Annotated in this window: 16 protein-coding genes; 5 read left to right on the top strand and 11 right to left on the bottom strand. The window is 71.2% G+C overall.

All coding sequences use genetic code 11. The features are described from left to right. Positions 1 to 136: 136 nt before the first annotated feature. On the bottom strand, positions 137 to 1,897 hold the full coding sequence (gene arc, locus BSB02_RS09505; protein WP_084958338.1) for a proteasome ATPase: 1,761 nt from the start codon (positions 1,895 to 1,897) through the stop codon (positions 137 to 139). 204 nt (positions 1,898 to 2,101) lie between these two features. Beyond that, the gene (locus BSB02_RS09500) at positions 2,102 to 2,950 is read right to left on the bottom strand and encodes a tRNA (adenine-N1)-methyltransferase (RefSeq protein WP_084958411.1); all 849 of its coding nucleotides are present in this window, start codon (positions 2,948 to 2,950) and stop codon (positions 2,102 to 2,104) included. A gap of 42 nt (positions 2,951 to 2,992) precedes the next feature. On the opposite strand from BSB02_RS09500, the gene BSB02_RS09495 reads away from it, so the two are divergent. Both BSB02_RS09495 and BSB02_RS09490 read left to right on the top strand, forming a co-directional pair. Then, positions 2,993 to 4,078 (top strand): GNAT family N-acetyltransferase, encoded by a 1,086-nt coding sequence (locus BSB02_RS09495; RefSeq protein WP_084958337.1) that lies wholly within the window; start codon positions 2,993 to 2,995, stop codon positions 4,076 to 4,078. A 127-nt stretch (positions 4,079 to 4,205) separates the two neighbouring features. Then, on the top strand, positions 4,206 to 4,697 hold the full coding sequence (locus BSB02_RS09490; RefSeq protein WP_143590415.1) for a hypothetical protein: 492 nt from the start codon (positions 4,206 to 4,208) through the stop codon (positions 4,695 to 4,697). A 17-nt stretch (positions 4,698 to 4,714) separates the two neighbouring features. On the opposite strand, the gene BSB02_RS09485 is transcribed toward BSB02_RS09490, so the two are convergent. Together BSB02_RS09485 and BSB02_RS09480 are read right to left on the bottom strand one after the other, a co-directional pair. Next, a complete protein-coding gene (locus BSB02_RS09485) occupies positions 4,715 to 6,151 on the bottom strand; it encodes an FHA domain-containing protein (protein ID WP_084958335.1) in 1,437 nt (478 codons plus the stop codon). 241 nt (positions 6,152 to 6,392) lie between these two features. Further along, a complete protein-coding gene (locus BSB02_RS09480; protein ID WP_338064333.1) occupies positions 6,393 to 7,526 on the bottom strand; it encodes a site-2 protease family protein in 1,134 nt (377 codons plus the stop codon). Between the two features lie 132 nt (positions 7,527 to 7,658). Here BSB02_RS09480 and BSB02_RS09475 point away from each other — a divergent pair, with 132 nt between their 5' ends. The 3 genes from BSB02_RS09475 (at position 7,659) to BSB02_RS09465 (ending at position 10,514) form a co-directional block, all read left to right on the top strand. Then, positions 7,659 to 8,519, top strand: a complete 861-nt coding sequence (locus tag BSB02_RS09475) for a RecB family exonuclease (RefSeq protein ID WP_084958333.1) — start codon at positions 7,659 to 7,661, stop codon at positions 8,517 to 8,519. Positions 8,520 to 8,641: 122 nt separating this feature from the next. Continuing rightward, on the top strand, positions 8,642 to 9,826 hold the full coding sequence (locus BSB02_RS09470; RefSeq protein ID WP_084958332.1) for a sensor histidine kinase: 1,185 nt from the start codon (positions 8,642 to 8,644) through the stop codon (positions 9,824 to 9,826). A 4-nt stretch (positions 9,827 to 9,830) separates the two neighbouring features. Next, complete coding sequence (locus tag BSB02_RS09465) at positions 9,831 to 10,514, top strand: response regulator (RefSeq protein WP_084958331.1); 684 nt, start codon at positions 9,831 to 9,833, stop codon at positions 10,512 to 10,514. 19 nt (positions 10,515 to 10,533) lie between these two features. Here the strand turns inward: BSB02_RS09465 and otsB are convergent, their stop codons facing one another. The 7 genes from otsB to BSB02_RS09430 form a co-directional block, all read right to left on the bottom strand. Then, positions 10,534 to 11,352 carry a trehalose-phosphatase gene (gene otsB, locus BSB02_RS09460; protein WP_084958330.1) on the bottom strand — a complete coding sequence of 273 codons (819 nt, stop codon included), beginning with the start codon at positions 11,350 to 11,352 and terminating at the stop codon, positions 10,534 to 10,536. 234 nt (positions 11,353 to 11,586) lie between these two features. Beyond that, a complete protein-coding gene (locus tag BSB02_RS09455; protein ID WP_143590413.1) occupies positions 11,587 to 12,612 on the bottom strand; it encodes an ABC transporter ATP-binding protein in 1,026 nt (341 codons plus the stop codon). Further along, positions 12,609 to 13,634: an ABC transporter ATP-binding protein gene (locus BSB02_RS09450; protein WP_084958328.1), complete on the bottom strand. Its 1,026-nt coding sequence runs from the start codon at positions 13,632 to 13,634 to the stop codon at positions 12,609 to 12,611. Before BSB02_RS09450 ends, BSB02_RS09455 begins: the two co-directional genes overlap by 4 nt. Further along, positions 13,631 to 14,644, bottom strand: coding sequence for an ABC transporter permease (locus BSB02_RS09445; RefSeq protein ID WP_084958327.1), 1,014 nt, complete (start codon positions 14,642 to 14,644; stop codon positions 13,631 to 13,633). Before BSB02_RS09445 ends, BSB02_RS09450 begins: the two co-directional genes overlap by 4 nt. 75 nt (positions 14,645 to 14,719) lie before the next feature. Next, the gene (locus tag BSB02_RS09440) at positions 14,720 to 16,504 is read right to left on the bottom strand and encodes an ABC transporter substrate-binding protein (RefSeq protein WP_084958326.1); all 1,785 of its coding nucleotides are present in this window, start codon (positions 16,502 to 16,504) and stop codon (positions 14,720 to 14,722) included. A gap of 64 nt (positions 16,505 to 16,568) precedes the next feature. After that, positions 16,569 to 17,570: an ABC transporter permease gene (locus tag BSB02_RS09435; RefSeq protein WP_084958325.1), complete on the bottom strand. Its 1,002-nt coding sequence runs from the start codon at positions 17,568 to 17,570 to the stop codon at positions 16,569 to 16,571. Positions 17,571 to 17,844: 274 nt separating this feature from the next. Next, complete coding sequence (locus tag BSB02_RS09430; protein ID WP_084958324.1) at positions 17,845 to 18,291, bottom strand: cellulose synthase; 447 nt, start codon at positions 18,289 to 18,291, stop codon at positions 17,845 to 17,847. Positions 18,292 to 18,397 lie beyond the last annotated feature (106 nt).

Here is an 18,397-nt window from a genome sequence, read left to right as displayed (position 1 = left end):
GGCGATGCCGCCGGCGTGGAACACCTCGAGCGGGACGTGGAGCCTGTTGCCGCTGAGCACGCTCCTCGGGGCCGGGACAGCACAGGGCCCGCGTGGCACATGCCGCGCGGGCCCCGTACGTCGCCCTCGAATTCCCCTACAGGTACTGACCGGTGTTGGCCACCGTGTCGATGGACCGTCCGGCCTCGGAGCCCTGCTTGCCGGACACCAGGGTGCGGATGTAGACGATCCGCTCGCCCTTCTTGCCGGAGATGCGGGCCCAGTCGTCGGGGTTGGTGGTGTTAGGCAGGTCCTCGTTCTCGGAGAACTCATCGACGCAGGCGGTGAGCAGGTGCTGCACCCGCAGGCCCTTCTGGCCGTTCTCCAGGAACTGCTTGATCGCCATCTTCTTGGCCCGGTCGACGATGTTCTGGATCATCGCGCCGGAGTTGAAGTCCTTGAAGTACAGGACCTCCTTGTCGCCGTTGGCGTAGGTGACCTCCAGGAAGCGGTTCTCCTCGGTCTCGGCGTACATCCGCTCGACCGCGCTCTGGATCATCCCGGCGATGGTGGCCTCGCGGTCGCCGCCGTGCTCGGCCAGGTCGTCGGGGTGCAGGGGCAGGTCGGGCACGAGGTACTTGGAGAAGATGTCCTTGGCCGCCTCGGCGTCCGGCCGCTCGATCTTGATCTTGACGTCCAGGCGGCCGGGCCGCAGGATCGCCGGGTCGATCATGTCCTCGCGGTTGGAGGCGCCGATGACGATGACGTTCTCCAGGCCCTCGACACCGTCGATCTCGCTGAGCAGCTGCGGGACGATGGTGTTCTCCACGTCGGAGGAGACGCCGGAGCCTCGGGTGCGGAAGATCGAGTCCATCTCGTCGAAGAACACGATCACCGGGGTGCCCTCGGAGGCCTTCTCGCGGGCCCGCTGGAAGACCAGGCGGATGTGCCGCTCGGTCTCGCCCACGTACTTGTTGAGCAGCTCCGGGCCCTTGATGTTGAGGAAGAAGCTCTTGCCCTCCTGGCCGGTGCGCTCGGCGACCTGCTTGGCCAGCGAGTTGGCGACGGCCTTGGCGATGAGCGTCTTGCCGCAGCCGGGCGGGCCGTACAGCAGCACGCCCTTGGGCGGGCGGAGCTTGTGCTCCCTGAACAGGTCCGAGTGCAGGTAGGGAAGCTCGACGGCGTCCCTGATCTGCTCGATCTGCCGGGACAGGCCGCCGATCTCCTCGTAGGAGATGTCGGGGACCTCTTCCAGGACGAGCTCTTCGACCTCGGACTTGGGAATGCGCTCGTAGACGTAGCCGGAGCGCGGCTCCATCAGCAGCGAGTCGCCGGCGCGGATGGGCTGGTCGAGCAGCGACTCGGCCAGGCGCACCACACGCTCCTCGTCGGCGTGGGAGATGACCAGGGCGCGCTGTCCGTCCTCCAGCAGCTCCTTGAGCATCACGATCTCGCCGACCTCTTCGTAGCCGAGCGCCTCGACCACGTTGAGCGCCTCGTTCAGCATGACCTCCTGGCCACGCTTGAGGCTCTCGACGTCAACGGAAGGGCTGACGTTCACGCGGAGCTTGCGGCCCCCGGTGAACACCTCCACCGTGCCGTCTTCCCGGGCCTCGAGGAAGACGCCGAAACCCGACGGCGGCTGGGCCAGCCGGTCGACTTCCTCCTTGAGGGCGACGATCTGGTCTCTGGCCTCCTTGAGCGTCGAGACCAGGCGCTCGTTCTGCGCGGTGACGGCCGCGAGGTTGGCCTGTGCCTCATGGAGGCGCTCTTCGAGAACCCTGGCTTGACGGGGAGATTCCGCCAGCTTCCGCCTCAGCGCGGTGATCTCTTCCTGGAGGAAGGAGACCTGTGTTGTGAGTTCGGCGACCTCTCGATCACGCGCCGCGTGCCGAGCTTCCTCATCGCGAGCTGCCACGCCCCGTCACCTCCTTCCCAGTCGAGGGCGACTACTAAGGACCTTACCTATCTCGGGCCTTTCCGTAACCTGGCCGGGCCGTATTCGTCCAGTGACAGTATGTATTCGGTAATACGTCCTCATTTGAGCGTTTAGTCGTAGCAGCGTAGCGGGGAAGTGATCTGTTCCCTCAACGCGGATCGAAGCACTCTCGTAGCCGAATTGTCATATTTCCTCGATGGTCCCCTTCGGACGTCGGCGTCTCGGCGGCGGGAGCACCCCCTCCGCCATGCGGCGGGCGATGACCAGGAACCCGGTGTGGCCGACCATCCGGTGGTCGGGCCGCACGGCCAGTCCCTCGACATGCCAGTCGCGTGACAGGGTCTCCCACGCATGGGGCTCGGTGAAACTTCCATGATCCCGGATGGCCTCCACCGTCTTGGACAGCTGGGTGGTGGTGGCCACGTAGACGCAGATCACCCCGCCCGGCGTGAGGGCCTTGGCGGCGGCGTCGACGCACTCCCACGGCGCCAGCATGTCGAGGATCACCCGGTCGACGTCGATCTCGTCGATGGAGGCCACCAGGTCCCCCACGACCAGGCGCCAGTTGTCCATCGGGCCGCCGTAGAACCGCTCCACGTTCTTGCGCGCGACCTCGGCGAAGTCCTCGCGCCGCTCGTAGGAGATCACCTGGCCCTCCGAGCCGACCGCGCGCAGCAGGTAGCAGGTCAGCGCGCCCGACCCCACCCCCGCCTCGACCACGCGGGCCCCGGGGAAGATGTCGGCCATGCCGACGATCTGCGCCGCGTCCTTGGGATAGATCACGGCCGCGCCGCGCGGCATGGACAGCACGTAGTCCTGCAGCAGGTGGCGGAAGGCCAGGTACGGCGTGCCGCCCGAGGAGCGCACCACCGAGCCCTCCGGCCGGCCGATCAGGTCGCTGTGCGGGATGGCGCCCTTGTGGGTGTGGAAGACCCCGCCCTCCTTCAGCGTGATCGTGTGGCGCTTGTTCTTGGGATCGGTCAGCTGCACCTGATCCCCGGGCTGGAACGGCCCGTGCCTGCGGAAACCCATGGCCAAAGGCTACTGGGTCGCGGCCGGGGCTAAGGTGCCCTCATGCTCTCCCGTGACGTGATCTCCACCGGTCCCCTGGTCCTGCGCCCGCCCGCCCTCGGCGACGCCCAGATGATCGCCCGGGCGGCCGGCGACCCGGTGACCGCCCGATTCCTGTCCCGGCTGCCCCAGCCGTACACCGTGCAGGACGCCCTATCCTACATCGGCCAGGCCGAGACCCGGTGGGGCGAGGGCGGCGCGGAGTTCGCGATCACCCGCGACGGGGAGCTGGTGGGCGTGGTGGGCCTGTCGGCTCCGGACGTGTGGGGCGCGCACGAGATCGGCTACTGGGTGGCGCCGTGGGCGCGCGGGCGCGGCGTGGCCTCCCGGGCCGCGCGGGCGGTGACGGAGTGGGCGCTGGACCGCGGCGTGCCCCGGGTGGTGCTGCTGGCGGAGGTGGAGAACGTCGCGAGCGTGAAGGTGGCGCTGGCCGCCGGGTTCACCCAGGAGGGCGTGGAGCGCGAGGCCAAGACGCTGCGCGACGGGCGCAGGGCGGACTGGGTGCGCTTCGCCCGGCTGCCGCGCGACGCCGGCCGGGCCGCCGTGCCGTACCTGCCGTTCTTCTCCGAACTGACCGACGGCGTGGTACGGCTGACGCCGCTGGCCGAGGAGGACGCGCCCCGCCTGCACGAGACCGTGACCGAGCCGAGCACCGCCCGCTGGTCCATGATCGGCGAGACCTCGCTGGAGGACATCGCCCGCCGCTGCCGCTACACCGGCTTCTGGTGGGCGACCGGCCAGCGGATCGAGCTGGCCGTCAGGGACGCGGCCACGGACGAGTTCGCCGGGCACCTGCAGCTGGTGCAGGTGGTCAAGGAGCTGGACCAGGCGATGGTCGGGTACTCGCTGCTGCCGCGCTTCCGCGGCCGGGGGCTGATGACGCGGGCGGTGCGGCTGCTGGCGGACTGGGCCTTCGAGCACACCCCGCTGCACCGCCTGCTGGCGGGCACGGACGTGGACAACGCCGCCTCCCAGCGGGTGCTGGAGCGGGCCGGGTTCACGCTGCACCACCGGGAGCGGGAGCTGTTCCCGCGGCCCGGCGGCGAGCGCTCCGACGAGCTGGTGTGGCTGCGCCTGCGGGCCTCGTGAGGAGGGGCGGGAGAGGAATCCGCGATTTCCCGTTCGGGTCTGGCCAACGGCCGCCGCAGGAGTGAGACTCTGAGTCACCGCCCATGACGTTTTCGTGATCAACCGGCGTGCGCCGAGAGGATCGCCCGTGACCACACGAACCGTGCCGTCTGCCTTGCGGGAGCTCATCGTCGTCTTCTCCCGGGTGGACGCCGAGGAGGTGCTCGACCGGCTGGCCCTGACCGCCGCGGCCGTGGCCGGGACCGGCTGCGCGGGGCTGGTGGAGGTCGACGTGCGGCAGGAGCTGGCCCGGCCCGTGCGGGTGCACGTGCCGCCCGGCGACCCGCTGCGGATCCGCGCCTGGCTGCGCGACTCGAGCGTGCTGAAGGTGCTGGCGGCCGGGCGCGGCCCGATCCGGCTGGCGGGCGACGCGGCGGCGGGCGAGCCGGGCTTCCTGGCCGTGCCCGTGCCGCTGGCCACCTTCGAGCAGGCGTACGTGTGGGCGGCCGGGCGGAGCTTCGACGACGCCGACGAGCACCTGCTGGGCCGCTTCGCCACCGCCGCCGGGCGGGCGCTGGAGGCGGCCAGGGGCCTGGAGGCCGCCGTGCGGATGCTGCGCGGCGTCCAGGCCTTCCGCTGAGGCTCCGCCGAAGCCTGTCAGCCCCTGCGCGGCTCGAACCGCATGGTCCGCGACACGCCGATCCGCACCGTGGTGCCCGGGGTGATGGTCACCGGCTCGTTCGGCGGGATGTCGTAGAAGTTGGGGTCGTTGGGCGGCTGGATCTGCGTGCCGTTGACCGAGCCCAGGTCGACGAGGTTGACGTCCCAGCCGTCGAGCGCCACCCGCAGGTGCCGCCGCGACACCGACCCGTCGGGGCTGGTGACCTTGGCCGGCCGGGCGGCGCCGCCGGAGACCTCCGGCGCCCGCTCCGGGTCGCGCCCGAGCAGGTAGTCGCCGTCGAGCGGCAACGCGGTCCCGTCGTCGAGCACCAGCGTGCCCAGCTGCGGCCGCGGGGCCTTGTAGGGCACCAGGGTGCGCTGCACCAGCGCCACCCCGCAGATCGCGCAGTACGGCAGCCGCGGGTCGTTGAAGTGGTCGTTCTTGCAGTCCACGCCGTAGACCAGGGGCGGGCCCTCGCCCTGCGGCTCCTCCTGCGGCTGGGGCTGGGGAGCCTCGGGAGCGGTGGCCTCGCGCGGCTCCTCGAACGGCGGGGCGCCGTGCATCGGGCCCGGCGGGGGGCCCTGCTGCGGCACGGGGCCCGACGGCGGGCCCTGGGGCGGCATCGGCCCGGAGGGCGGCCCCGGGACGGCCGGGCCGGAGGGCGGCTGCCGCTCCGGCGGGGGCGGCGGCACCTCCTGCGGCTGGGAGGGGCCCTGCAGGGGGTAGGGCGCCATCTGCACCGGCGGCCGGTCGGGGGGCGGCTGCTCCTGCCGTTCGGCGCCGGGGAACGGCGGCCCGGCGAGCTGGGGGCCGGACATCGGCCCGGGCGCCTGCGGCTCCGGGCGGCTCTCGCGCGGCGGCAGCAGGTCGGGCTCGACGTGGTAGGCGGTGTTGGGCAGCTCGGCGGTCAGCGGCCGGGAAGGCGCGGGCGGCGGCGGGACCGGCAGGCCCGGCCCCTGCTCGGTGAGGTCGAGCACCACACCGCCGCCGACGACCACGCCGCCGTCCAGCCGGACGGCCGGATGGGCGGGACCGGCGCCGGGCAGGCTCAGCTCCACGCGCAGCACCGGCCCCTTGATGAGCCGGTCGGTCCAGGTGAGCGCGTCGCTGCCGGACAGGCGCTGCTCGCCGTCGCCGGTGCGGACCAGGGCCGAGGCCGCGCCGCTGACCAGCACGGCCACCGTGCCCTCGCCGCCGGGGCCGGCCACCGCGCAGGTCGCGGGGTCGCCGGTCATCGAGCGTGCCAGGACCTGCGCGGCGCGGCGGGCCAGCGCCCTGCCGTCGCCGCCGGAGGCGGCCGTCTCGCGCAGCGCCTGGAGCAGCTCCTCGCCTGCCGCCTCGGTCGCGTCGCACACCAGCAGCAGGCCACCCATGTGGGCGACCAGCCCGTTGCCCGGGAGCGGTCGCACCACCCCGAAGCCCTGGTCGGTCACTGAAGTCTCCTCCCCGCAACAGCACCCGCCGCGGCACACCACGGCAACCAGGTCCCGCGGACCACAGCCTTACGCATACCCAAACCGCAGGTCACGTGACGCCCACGGACGGTCTCGTTTCGGTGAACCCCAAGGACCCGCGACAACCCTATCGGCAATGGTCAGCGCGCCGGTAGGGGCTTGATCGCAGACGCGGTCCCGCCATGATCCCCGCCACGATCCCAAAGGCCCGCCCCGGCCGTCACACGCCGGTGAAGACGCGGTTGACGTCGGAGGTGGACAGCACGCCGTAGACCTCCCCGCCGTGCTCCACCAGCAGGTACTCGGCCGAGGGCGCCTGGCGCATGGCCTCCAGCAGCGGCTCGCCGGCCAGGTCGGCGGCCAGCACCATGGACGGCTCCAGCGTGCGGGCCAGCGAGCCGGCGCTCACCCACGGGCGGCGGTGCTCGGGGGTGGCCTCGACGGCCGCCTCGTTGAGGATGGCGATCGGGCGGCCCTCGTGGTCGACCACGACGACGGCGCCCGCGCGCTGCTCGGCCGCCCGCCGCAGCGCCTCCGACAGCGGCACGTCGGCGGTCACCGGGATCGCCCTGCGCGCCAGAGCGCGGGCGTTGACCTGCGGGATGCGGGCCCGCACGCGGGCCACGCGCAGCGCCTGGCCGGCGCCCATCCAGATGAAGGCGCCGAGGATCAGCGACCACACGAACCGCATGTCCAGCGGCTGGCCGCTCATCGTGGACAGCGCGAACGGGCCCACCACCAGCACCACCGCCAGCGCCCTGCCCACCCAGGCGGCCGCCGTCGTGCCGGCTGCGGGGTCGCCGCTGACCTTCCACACCCCGGCGCGGAGCATGCGCCCGCCGTCCAGGGGCAGCCCGGGCAGCAGGTTGAACACGCCGACGATGAGGTTGGCCAGCCACAGCTGGCGCACCAGCAGCTCGGCGATGCCGCCGCCGTCGAACACGGCCGCGTCGGCCACGAAGCCGATCCCGGCCAGGCCGAGCGACAGCAGGGGGCCCACGGCCGCGATGACGAACTCCCGGCCCGGCGACCTGGGCTCGCTCTCGATCTCCGACACCCCGCCCAGCAGGTAGAGGGTGATGCGGCGCACGCGCAGGCCGTACAGCTTGGCCGCCACGCTGTGGGCCAGCTCGTGCAGCAGGACCGACACATACAGCAGGACCGCGAAGGCGAAGGCGACCAGGTAGGACCCGACCACGCTCAGGTGCGGCGCCCAGACACGGAAGTCCTCGGCGAACCACACGGTGATGACGGCGGCGACGATGAACCAGGTCCAGGAGACGTAGATTGGAATGCCGAAGGGCCTGCCCATGGGAATACCGGAGAACTCCTGCCGCTGGCTCTGCTCGCTCACCGGCTGTCACCAACTCCATCTGATCGTCGGGGCCGCTGTTGCCTCGATGCTACGCGCCCCGGCGGGCGGACCCGATGGCGCGCCGGGGATCGGGGGGCGAATCTGTCGGGGTCCTGGCCTACAGTGCGGAGCATGACGTTGACCGAGCCCGTGATCATCGGAGCCCTCTCCCCCTCGCGGGCGGGCGACTTCATGACGTGTCCGCTGCTGTACCGCTTCCGCGTCATCGACCAGCTGCCGGAGAAGCCGTCCCCGGCCGCGGTGCGCGGCACGCTGGTCCACGCGGTGCTGGAGCGGCTGTTCGACCTGCCGGCCCCGGCCCGCTCGGTGCGGGCGGCCCTGGAGCTGGTGGAGCCGCAGTGGCGCAGGCTGATGGAGGAGGATCCCGCGCTGGCGGAGATGTTCGCCGGCGAGGAGGACCAGGCCGCCTGGCTGGCCGAGGCGCGCGCCATGCTGGAGCGCTACTTCACGCTGGAGGACCCCACCCGGCTGGAGCCGGCCGAGCGGGAGCTGTATGTGGAGGCGGTGCTCGACAGCGGGCTGCTGCTGCGCGGCTACGTCGACCGGCTGGATGTGGCGCCCACGGGCGAGGTGCGCGTGGTCGACTACAAGACCGGCAGCGCGCCGGGGCCGGAGTTCGAGGCCAAGGCGCTGTTCCAGATGAAGTTCTACGCGCTGGTGCTGTGGCGGCTCCACGGGCGGGTGCCGCGGCTGCTGCAGCTGGTCTACCTGGGCGGGCAGGGCGAGGTGCTGCGCTATGCGCCCGACGAGGCCGACCTGCGGGCCACCGAGCGGAAGGTGCAGGCGCTGTGGCAGGCCATCCAGCGGGCGCTGGAGTCGGGCGAGTGGCGGGCCCGGCCCTCCCGCCTGTGCGACTGGTGCGACCACCAGGCGCTGTGCCCCGAGTTCGGCGGCACTCCCCCGCCCGTGCCCGACCGCCAGCCGGGCGACACGCTGCGCAGCAACCGGCGCTCCGCGACCGACGAGCTGTGAGCCGGGCGTCCCGCTGACCTCCGGCGCCGCCGAGCACGGGCGCGCACCCCCCGGAACGGCCGACGGCCGGATCCTCCCACGGGAGGAGGAGCAGCCCTTCCACCTGCGCCTACAGTGAAGGCGTGCGCAACCGCCGGGCCCTGCTCCTCGACTCGGTGCTGGCCGCGATGGTGGCGGCCGCCTCGGTCGCCGCGTTCTGGCTGACCGACCCGGTCGCGGCCGGGGCCTGGCAGGGCACGGCGGGCGTCCGGGGGCCGGACGTCCTGGGCGCTGTCCTCGTGGGGCTCGGCTGCCTGCCCGTGGCGGCGCGCCGCAGGTGGCCGCTGGCGGCGCTGTGCGCCTCGACGGTGCCCCATCTCGTGCTGGCGGTGCTGGGCTACCTGTGGGGCTTCCCCGGCGCCGCGGGGCTGGTGCTGGCCTACTCGGTGGCCGGCGGCCGGGGCCTGGCCGTGGCGCTGCTCGGGCTGGCCTGCGCCCTGCTGGCCACGCTCGCCACGGTGACGCTGTGGCCGCTGCCCGTCACCTGGAACGGCGCCCTGGTGTGGGTCGTCCTGCTGCTGGCCATGTGGGCGGCGGGCCGCGCCGCCCGGCTGCGCCGCGCCTACCTGCGCGAGCTGCAGGAGCGCGCCGCCCGCCTGGAGGCCGCCCGGGAGGCCGACACGCGCGCCGCCCGTGCCGAGGAGCGCTCCCGCATCGCCCGCGAGCTGCACGACGTCGTCGCCCACCACGTCAGCGTCATGACCGTCCAGGCCGCCGCCGCCCGCCGCGTGCTCGCCGAGGACCCCGAGCAGGCCCGCGAGGCCCTCACGGCGATCGAGACCACCGGCAGGATCGCCATGCGCGAGATGCGCGAGCTGGTCGGCCTGCTGCGCACCCCCGCCGAGCGCGGCCCCCAGCCGGGCATGGACGCCCTGCCGACGCTGGTGGAGCAGATGCGGGAGGCCGGGCTGCCCACGCGGCTGGAGGTCGAAGGCGATCCCGTCCCGCTGCCCGCCGGGGTGGACCTGGCCGCCTACCGGCTCATCCAGGAGGGCCTGACCAACACCCTGCGGCACGCGGGCGCGGGCGCGCAGGCCACGGTGACGGTACGGCATGCGCCCGCCGAGCTGGAGGTCGCCGTCCTGGACGACGGCAGGGGCGCCCGCAACGGCGAGGTCGAGGGCGGCGGGCACGGCCTGGTCGGCATTCGCGAGCGCGTCGCTCTCTATGGTGGAATTCTGAGCGTCGGGCCGCGACCGGGCGGCGGTTTCGAGATCCAGGCGAGGTTCCCGTTGCGGCCGTCTGGGCGCGCGGAGGGCGGAGCATGACCGCATGACGATCAGGGTGCTGCTGGTGGACGACCAGCCGTTGCTGCGCACCGGGTTCCGGCTCATCCTCGAGGCCGAGTCCGACATCACGGTGGTCGGCCAGGCCGGCGACGGCAAGGACGCGCTGGACCAGACCAGGGCGCTGCTGCCGGACGTGGTGCTCATGGACATCCGCATGCCCGGCATCGACGGCATCGAGGCCACCAGGCGCATCGTGCGCGAGGGCGCGGCCGGGCCGCACGTGCCGAAGGTGCTGGTGCTCACGACGTTCGACCTGGACGAGTACATCGTGGAGGCGTTGCGCGCCGGGGCGTCGGGCTTCCTGCTCAAGGACGTGCCGCCCGACGAGCTGGTGCAGGCGATCCGCGTGGTGGCCGCCGGGGACGCCATCGTCGCGCCGAGCGTGACGCGGCGGCTGCTGGACAGGTTCGCCGCCAAGCTGCCGCCCGCCCACGAGCAGGCCACCCCCGCCCGGCTGGAGCGGCTCACCGAGCGGGAGCTGGAGGTGCTGCGGCTGATCGCGCGCGGCATGTCCAACGCCGAGATCGCGGCCAAGCTCGTGGTGAGCGAGACCACGGTGAAGACCCACGTCGGCAACGTGCTGACCAAGCTGGGGCTGCGCGACCGGGTCCAGGCGGTGGTGCTGGCCTACGAGACCGGCCTGATCACGCCGGGGGCGCTGCCGTAGCCGTCGCCTGCGTGGCGGCTCAGGTGAGGCGGGCGACGACGTCGCCGAGGAAGGCCGGGGTGGCCGCCGGGGAGTCCAGGACGAAGTCGGCCAGGTCCTTCAGCGCCTGGCCCGTCTCGTCGTTGGCCACGGCCACCCGCACGCCGACGAAGCCGCGCCGCTCGGCCTCCCGGTCGGCCAGCGCCTGGAAGGCGCGGGCGTCGGACACGTCGTCGCCGAAGTACCAGGCGCCGTCCAGGTCGCCGATCTCGCGGCGGATGGTGGTGCCCTTGTCGCGGGCGACCGGGGGCTTGAGCTCCACGACCATGCGGCCCTCCTGGACGGCCAGGCCGAGCTCGGCGGTCACGGCGGCCGCCCAGCCGGCGACCTCGCGGGCGTGGTGGGGGGCGGTCCGGTAGTGGAGGGCGACGGCCAGGTGCTTGTCCTCCACGAGGACGTCGGAGGGCAGCTCGCGGTGGGCGCGGTCGACGGCCTGGCGGACGGCCGGGATCCAGGGCTCGGCCTCGGGGTCGACGGCGATCTCGGCGCCGTTCCGGGCGCTCTCCAGGCCGTAGAGGCCGTAGAGCGACAGGCCGGGGACGCCGCCGAGGCGGTCGCGCAGGAAGGACACCGGGCGGGCCGAGATGACCCCGACCCTCGCGGTGAGCCGGACCAGGTCCGCGAGCCGTTCGACCACGCCGGGGGTGGGCCGCACGGCGGCGGGGTCGGCCTGGATGGGCGCGAGGACGCCGTCGAAGTCGAAGAAGAAGCCGGTGCTGCCGGGCGCGCCGCCGGCGATCCGGAGGGCCTCCTCCGCGCTGAGGCGCTCGCGCCGCGGCGAGGGGCGATCGGCTGTCATCGGGCCTCCACCTGGGACTTGTCCGGAGGTCACGCTACCAGCCGCCCCCTCGCGCACCGCCCGGGGGTCCGGGCCGCCGTGACCGGAAAGCCGTCCGGGACCGGAAAGGCGCCTGGGACCGGAAAAGGCGCCGCGTCCCGCCCGGGCCTGCCGTACGGCAGGCGTCACCGCCCGCCCGGGAGGTGCCCGGGCGGGCGGCTGCGCCGTACGCCGGCCGAAAGGGCGAGAAGGCGGTCAGGCGGTGACGGCGTCGCCGGCGGGGGCGGGCACCGCCGGGGTGTTCTCCGGGAAGTGGCAGGCCACCCGGTGGCCGCTGGCCAGCTCCTCCAGCGGGGGCTCGACCGTCTTGCAGATCTCCTGGGCCTTCCAGCAGCGGGTGTGGAAGCGGCAGGCCGGCGGCGGGTTGAGCGGCGAGGGGACGTCGCCGACCAGGCGGATGCGCTCGCGTTCGGTGCGGGCGGCCGGGTCGGGGATGGGCACCGCCGACAGCAGCGCGTTGGTGTAGGGGTGCATCGGCGAGCTGTACAGCGACTTGCGGTCGCCGATCTCGACGATCTTGCCGAGGTACATGACCGCGACGCGGTCGCTGATGTGCCGCACCACCGACAGGTCGTGCGCGATGACCACGTAGGTGAGGTCCAGCTCGTTCTGCAGGTCCTCCAGCAGGTTGACGACCTGGGCCTGGATGGAGACGTCCAGGGCGGACACCGGCTCGTCGGCGATGATCAGCTTGGGCTTGAGCGCGAGCGTGCGGGCGATGCCGATGCGCTGGCGCTGGCCGCCGGAGAACTCGTGCGGGTAGCGGTTGTAGTGCTCCGGGTTGAGGCCGACCATCGCGAGGATGTCCTGGACCTCCTTCTTGATCCCCTGCTCGGTCTTGATGCCCTGGATGCGGAAGGGCGCGCCGACGATGGCGCCGACCGTGTGGCGGGGGTTGAGGGAGGAGTAGGGGTCCTGGAAGATCATCTGCATGTCGCGGCGGAGCGGGCGCAGCCTGCTCTGCGACATGTGGGTGATGTCCTGCCCCTCGAAGACGATCTTGCCGCCGGTGGGCTCCAGCAGCCGGGTGACCAGGCGGCCGGTGGTGGACTTGCCGCAGCCCGACTCGCCCACCAGGCCCAGCGTCTCGCCCTTGAAGACCTCGAAGCTGATGCCGTCGACCGCCTTCACGGCGCCGACCTGCCTCTTGAACAGGCCCTTGGTCACCGGGAAGTGCTTTTGCAGGTCCGTGACGGAAAGGAGCGGCTCTTGAGGGTTCACTGGGTCTCCAGGGCTGGCTTGATCTCGTTTTCCCACAGGCTCCGCCGCTCCTCGGCGGGCATGTGGCAGCGCACGAGGTGACCGCGCTCGGTGGGCACCAGCTCGGGCACGACGGTGTCGCCCTTGCCGTCGGTGCGGTCGAGGTAGGGGCAGCGGGGGTGGAACGCGCAGCCGGGCGGAACGTTGATCAGGGACGGGGGCGAGCCCTTGATGGGCAGCAGCCGTTCGGTGGGCTCGCGGTCCAGGCGCGGCATGGAGCCCAGCAGGCCCCAGGTGTAGGGGTGCTCGGGCCGGTAGAAGATGTCCTGGGCCGTGCCGTACTCCACGCACTTGCCGGCGTACATGACCAGGATGTCGTCCGACAGCTCGGCCACCACGCCCAGGTCGTGGGTGATGATGATGAGCGCGGAGTTGAACTCGCGCTGCAGGTCACGCATCAGGTCGAGGATCTGGGCCTGGACCGTCACGTCCAGGGCGGTGGTGGGCTCGTCGGCGATCAGCAGCTCGGGGTCGCACGACAGCGCCATGGCGATCATGGCGCGCTGGCGCATGCCGCCGGAGAACTGGTGGGGGTAGTCGTCCACGCGCCTGTCGGGCTGGGGGATGCCGACCCGGGCGAGCATGTCGATGGCATGCTTGCGGGCGACCTTCTTGGTGACGTCGTGGTGGATCCGGTAGGCCTCGATGATCTGGTCGCCGACCGTGTAGTAGGGGTGCATGGCCGACAGCGGATCCTGGAAGATCATCGCCATCTTCTTGCCGCGCAGCCCGCGCACGTGCTCGGCGGAGGCGCCGACGAGCTCCTCGCCGTCCAGCCAGATCTCGCCGCCGATGCGGGCGTTGCCGCCCTTGTGCAGGCCCAGGATGCCCAGGCTGGTGACGCTCTTGCCGGAGCCGGACTCGCCGACGATGCCGAGCGTCTTGCCGCGCTCCAGGGAGAACGACAGCCCGTCGACGGACTTGACCAGGCCGTCGTCGGTCGGGAAGTGGATCCGCAGATCCTTGACCTCAAGGAAACTCATCCGAGCCTCACCCTCGGGTCGACGACCGCGTACAGGACGTCGACGATCAGGTTCGCCATCACCACGAAGAAGGCGGCCACCATGGTGACGCCCATGACCTTGGGCAGGTCGTTGTCGGTGATGGCCTGGATGGCGTAGCGGCCCAGGCCGGGCAGGGAGAACGCGGTCTCGGTCAGCACGGCGCCGCCGAGCAGCAGGCCCAGGTCCAGGCCGAAGATGGTGACGATGGGGGTGAGGGCGCCGCGCAGGCCGTGCTTGGTGACCACGACCCGCTCGCGCAGGCCCTTGGCGCGGGCGGTGCGGATGTAGTCCTCGTTCATCGTCTCCAGCATGCCCGCTCTGGTGAGCCGCGCGTAACCGGCGGCGAACAGCAGCGCCAGCGTGATCCACGGCAGCAGCAGGCTGTAGGCCCACTGGCCGGGGTTGACGTTGATCGGGACGTAGCTGCCGCCGGGGGCGGTGATGTGCAGGCCGTAGCTGAAGATGACCAGCGACATCAGGCCGGTCCAGAAGATCGGCAGCGAGACGCCGGCCAGGGCCACGCCCATGGCCGCGCGGTCGAACAGGGACCCTTTTCGCAGGGCCGACAGCACCCCGACCGCGACTCCGGACAGCAGCCAGATGAGGGCCGCGCCGATCGCCAGGGAGAAGGTGACGGGGAAGCGGTCGAGGATCTCCGGCCACACCGGCCGCTGGGTGAGGAAGGAGTAGCCGAAGCAGGGCGGCGCGCAGTACTCAACGGACGGGCCGGTGCTGTAGTCGGCGCCGGCCACCACGCCCTTGAGGAAGCGGCCGTACTGGACGATGAAGGGGTCGTAGAAGCCGAGTTTGCTGGCGACGTCCTTGACCGTCTCGGCGGTGGCGGTGCGGCCGACGTATCGGGTGGCGATCGTCTCAGGGGTGGCGCCCACGAGCCGCGGAACGAGGAAGAAGATCGCGAACGTCACCATGCTGACAATCACGAGCATCAGCACGGATGCCAGAAGGCGCCGAATGATGAATGTGATCACAGTTCTCGGCTCCGGGGCCGGCCGGTCGGGCCGGCCCCGCTCGCCTTCACCTGCCTATCGTGATTACCGGGAGACTTACGGCTGGGCCACGCCGAGGGCGACGTAGTCGTACATCTGCTGCGAGTCGCTGATGAAGACGTTGGTCAGGCCCTTGCCGCGCATGAGCAGGGACTTGGCCCACACGCCCGGCAGGACGACGGCCTCCTCCATCACGCGCTGGTCGATCTGCGACCAGATCGCCTCACGCTTGGCCGCGTCGGTCTCGCTGGCGGCCTGGTCCAGCAGCTTGTCCACATCCGGGATGCGGACGGAGATGTTGGAGGAGCCGCCGGTCTCGCGGATGACGCGGCTGTCGACGATCTGCTGCAGGAAGCCGTAGCCGTCGTTCCAGTCAGAGCCCCAGCCGTTGACCGCCAGGCCGATGTTGTTCTCCCTGACGAACTTGGGGTTGCCGGCGTACTGGGCGAAGTACTCGCCCTGCGGGTACGGCTTGAGCGTCAGCTTGATGCCGACGCGGGCCAGCGACTGCTGCAGCGACTCGGCGGTCGCCTTCTCCTTGGGCCGCTCGGCGCGGTAGGCGATGTTGGTCTCGAAACCGTTGGGCTGGCCGCAGGCCTGCAGGTGCTGCTTGGCCTTCTCCACATCGCCCTTGTAGCCCGGCGTCTGGTACAGCTCGATCTTCTTGTGGCCGGGGATCGTGGGCGGCAGCAGGTTGGTGGCGATGTCGCCGCCGTTGACCGGGCCGCCGTAGGCGGTCTGGTAGCCGGTCAGGTCGGCCGCGTACATGACCGCCTTGCGGCACTCGATGTTGTCCAGCGGCTTGACCGTGGTCGGGATCGACACGTACCACAGGCGCGACAGCGTCGGGTTGTCCGTGCGGGCCTTCAGCGCCGGGTCGGTCAGCACCTTGCTGAGCGAGGCCGGCTGCATGCCGCTGCCGGCGATGTCGATGTGGATGTCGCCGTTGATGAGACGGTTGTCCAGGTCGTTGGCCTCGACGTTGACGGAGACCTCGATGCGGTCGGGCAGCGCCGGCCGGTTGGGGTCGGTGGCCGGGTCCCAGTGCGGGTTGCGCACCAGCGCGAAGTTCTTGCCCGCCGGGGCCTCGCCCTCGAACATGTACGGGCCCGAGGAGATGACGTGCTCGCGGTACTTGGTGCCGGTGTCCTTGGCCTTGGGCACGGGCGCCGTCGGCGACATCTGCATCAGGTAGTCAACGCTGGCGAACGGCTGCTTGAAGTGGAAGACGATCGTGCGGTCGTCCGGCGTCTCGATGGCCGAGCTGACGTCCATGTCGGGCGTCTTGTAGGGGCCCTTGTAGTCCTTCGGCCAGTCCAGCAGGTCATTGAGGTAGGTCGGGCCGTTGGGGAAGGTCTCCTTGTCGAAGGAGCGCATCACGCCGTAGGCCACGTCCTTGGAGGTGATCGGCGTGCCGTCCTCGAACTTCAGGCCCTGCTTGAGCGTGTAGGTGTAGGTCTTGCCGCCGTCGCTCGGCTTGCCGAGGCTCTCGGCGAGGTCGGGGACCACCTCGTTGCCCTCGGCGCCGGGGGCCGTCTTGTAGACGGTCAGCGTCCGGTAGTACAGCCGGCCGAAGTTCCAGGCGTAGCCGTAGTAGGTGTTGGCCGGGTCGAGGGAGTCCCAGTCACCGGAGTTGGCGAACTTGAGGGTGCCGCCCTTCTTGGTGGAGGGGTTGAAGACCTTGCCGCTGTTGGCGGCGTTGAAGGCGTCCTGGGCCGCGGCCTGGCCGCCGGTCTGCTGACCGGTGCCGCCCGTCTGGGTCTGGGTCGGGCCACCGCAGGCCGCCAGACCCAGTGCCAGCGCGGCGCTGACCGCCGCCGTGGCGATGGTGGATTTCTTCATCTAACTTGTCCACTCCTTGTTGTGGTGGGAGCCGGGATGTGTCGCCCCGGAGCGGGTCACGCAGTCATCGGGCCTTGGGGTCGAAGGCGTCGCGCAGGCCGTCGCCGAACAGGTTGAAGGCCAGCACCGTGATGAAGATCGCCAGACCGGGGTAGAGCGCGAAGTGCGGCATGGTGTAGAACTTCACCGCCTCCGACAGCATGCCACCCCAGGTGGGGGTGGGCGGGCTGACGCCCACGCCGAGGAAGGACAGCGCCGCCTCGAACAGGATGTTGCTGGGGATCAGCAGCGTCGAGTAGACCAGGATCGGCGCGATCAGGTTGGGCAGCAGCTCGCGGAAGACGATGTACCACGGCGTGGCGCCCAGGCTGCGGGAGGCGTCGACGAACTCGCGCTCGCGCAGCGACAGCGTCTGGCCGCGGATGATGCGGCCGATGTAGGGCCAGTTGAAGAAGCCGATGATGAAGATCAGCAGGGCGATGCGCAGCGTGTTGCCCTTGATGTCCAGGTCGGCTTCGAACTGGCTCACCACGCCCACCAGCGCGATCGCGAAGACCAGCAGCGGGAAGGCCAGGAAGATGTCCATCGTGCGGCTGATCAGCGTGTCGACCCAGCCGCCGACGTAGCCGGCCGTCATGCCCAGGATGGTGCCGATCACCACCGACAGCAGGGTCGACAGGAAGGCGATCAGCAGGGAGATCCAGGCGCCCTCGACGATGCGGCTGAAGATGTCGCGCCCGTTGACCGGCTCGATGCCGAAGGGGTGCTCGATGCTCATGCCGCCGAAGGTGCCTTTGGGGGCCAGCGTCGAGGGGTCGATGAGGTCCTGGTGGAACTCCAGCGGGTCGAAGCCCATCGCGCGGATCACCATCGGGCCGAAGATGGCCATCAGGATCAGGAAGACGATCACCGCGCCGCCGGTCATGGCGACCTTGTCGCGCTTGAGGCGCATCCAGGCGATCTGTCCGAGGGAACGGCCCTGGATGGCCTTCTTGTCGACCCCTGAGACGATCGCTTCCGGCTGCGCCTCCGCTGTGGTGCCTTGCGCGTCAAGCGGCGTAGCCATAGTGCCTCCTCTGGCTCGCCCCGCATCGACTGCGCTCGCGCATGTTGGGCTCCCCGGGCTTCCAGACGACGTTGTCCGTTCGGGACTCACGTGATGCTTGCACGGATCGCGTTGTCGCGACCCCCGGAGGCAGAATCTATGCGCTGAGCTGGTATGACCAGTCCCCCAGACGCCGATGTGGCTCAACTGTGATTGACGCGAAACGCATTCGTATCGATCTTGGATGGAATGTCAACACGCCGTCTAGGTTGCGTCTCAGAACTGTGACATAGCACTAGCCGATGCCACGACGGCGCAGAATCTCCTCGATGTCGGAAAAATCGTCCTCCGTGGTCTTCTGCGTTTTCTGCGGTACGGCAGGCCTGTCAGGCGCGGCCTGAGCCGCCTTCGGCTTGGCCGGCCGCCCGCCGGCTTGGGCGATCTTCTTGGAGCGTAGAACGCCGGAGGCCACGAACAGGACCAGCGACACGCCCGCGAGCGCCACCCCGGCCCAGACCAGGGGGTTGAGCACCAGGTTGGTCACGAACCCGACCGCCGTGGCGCCGATCGTCCACAGGGCGCCGATCGCGCCGGTGAGGTAGGCCGCCATGGGGAGCAGGGACCAGGCCGCCAGCCGCATGGCGGGCGCCGCTCCCCTGCGGCGGAAGGTCAGGATCGTGAGCACCAGCCCCGCGGCGGTCAGCCCGCCGCACACCAGCAACCACGGGATCTGATTGAGCATCTCGGCCGCCCCTCGTGTCGGTACCTCTCCATCCTGGCACGCGGGTACGCCGGCGGCGCTCCTCCGCCAGGAGGGATCATCCCCTAGGGGACGGCGGCGCCGCGGC

Origin of the sequence: Thermoactinospora rubra (genome assembly GCF_002093975.1) — a bacterium.
GTDB classification, from domain to species: Bacteria; Actinomycetota; Actinomycetes; order Streptosporangiales; family Streptosporangiaceae; genus Nonomuraea; species Nonomuraea rubra_A.
Note: the sequence above shows the minus strand (reverse complement) of the source record. Positions and strands in the feature narration are given on the sequence as shown.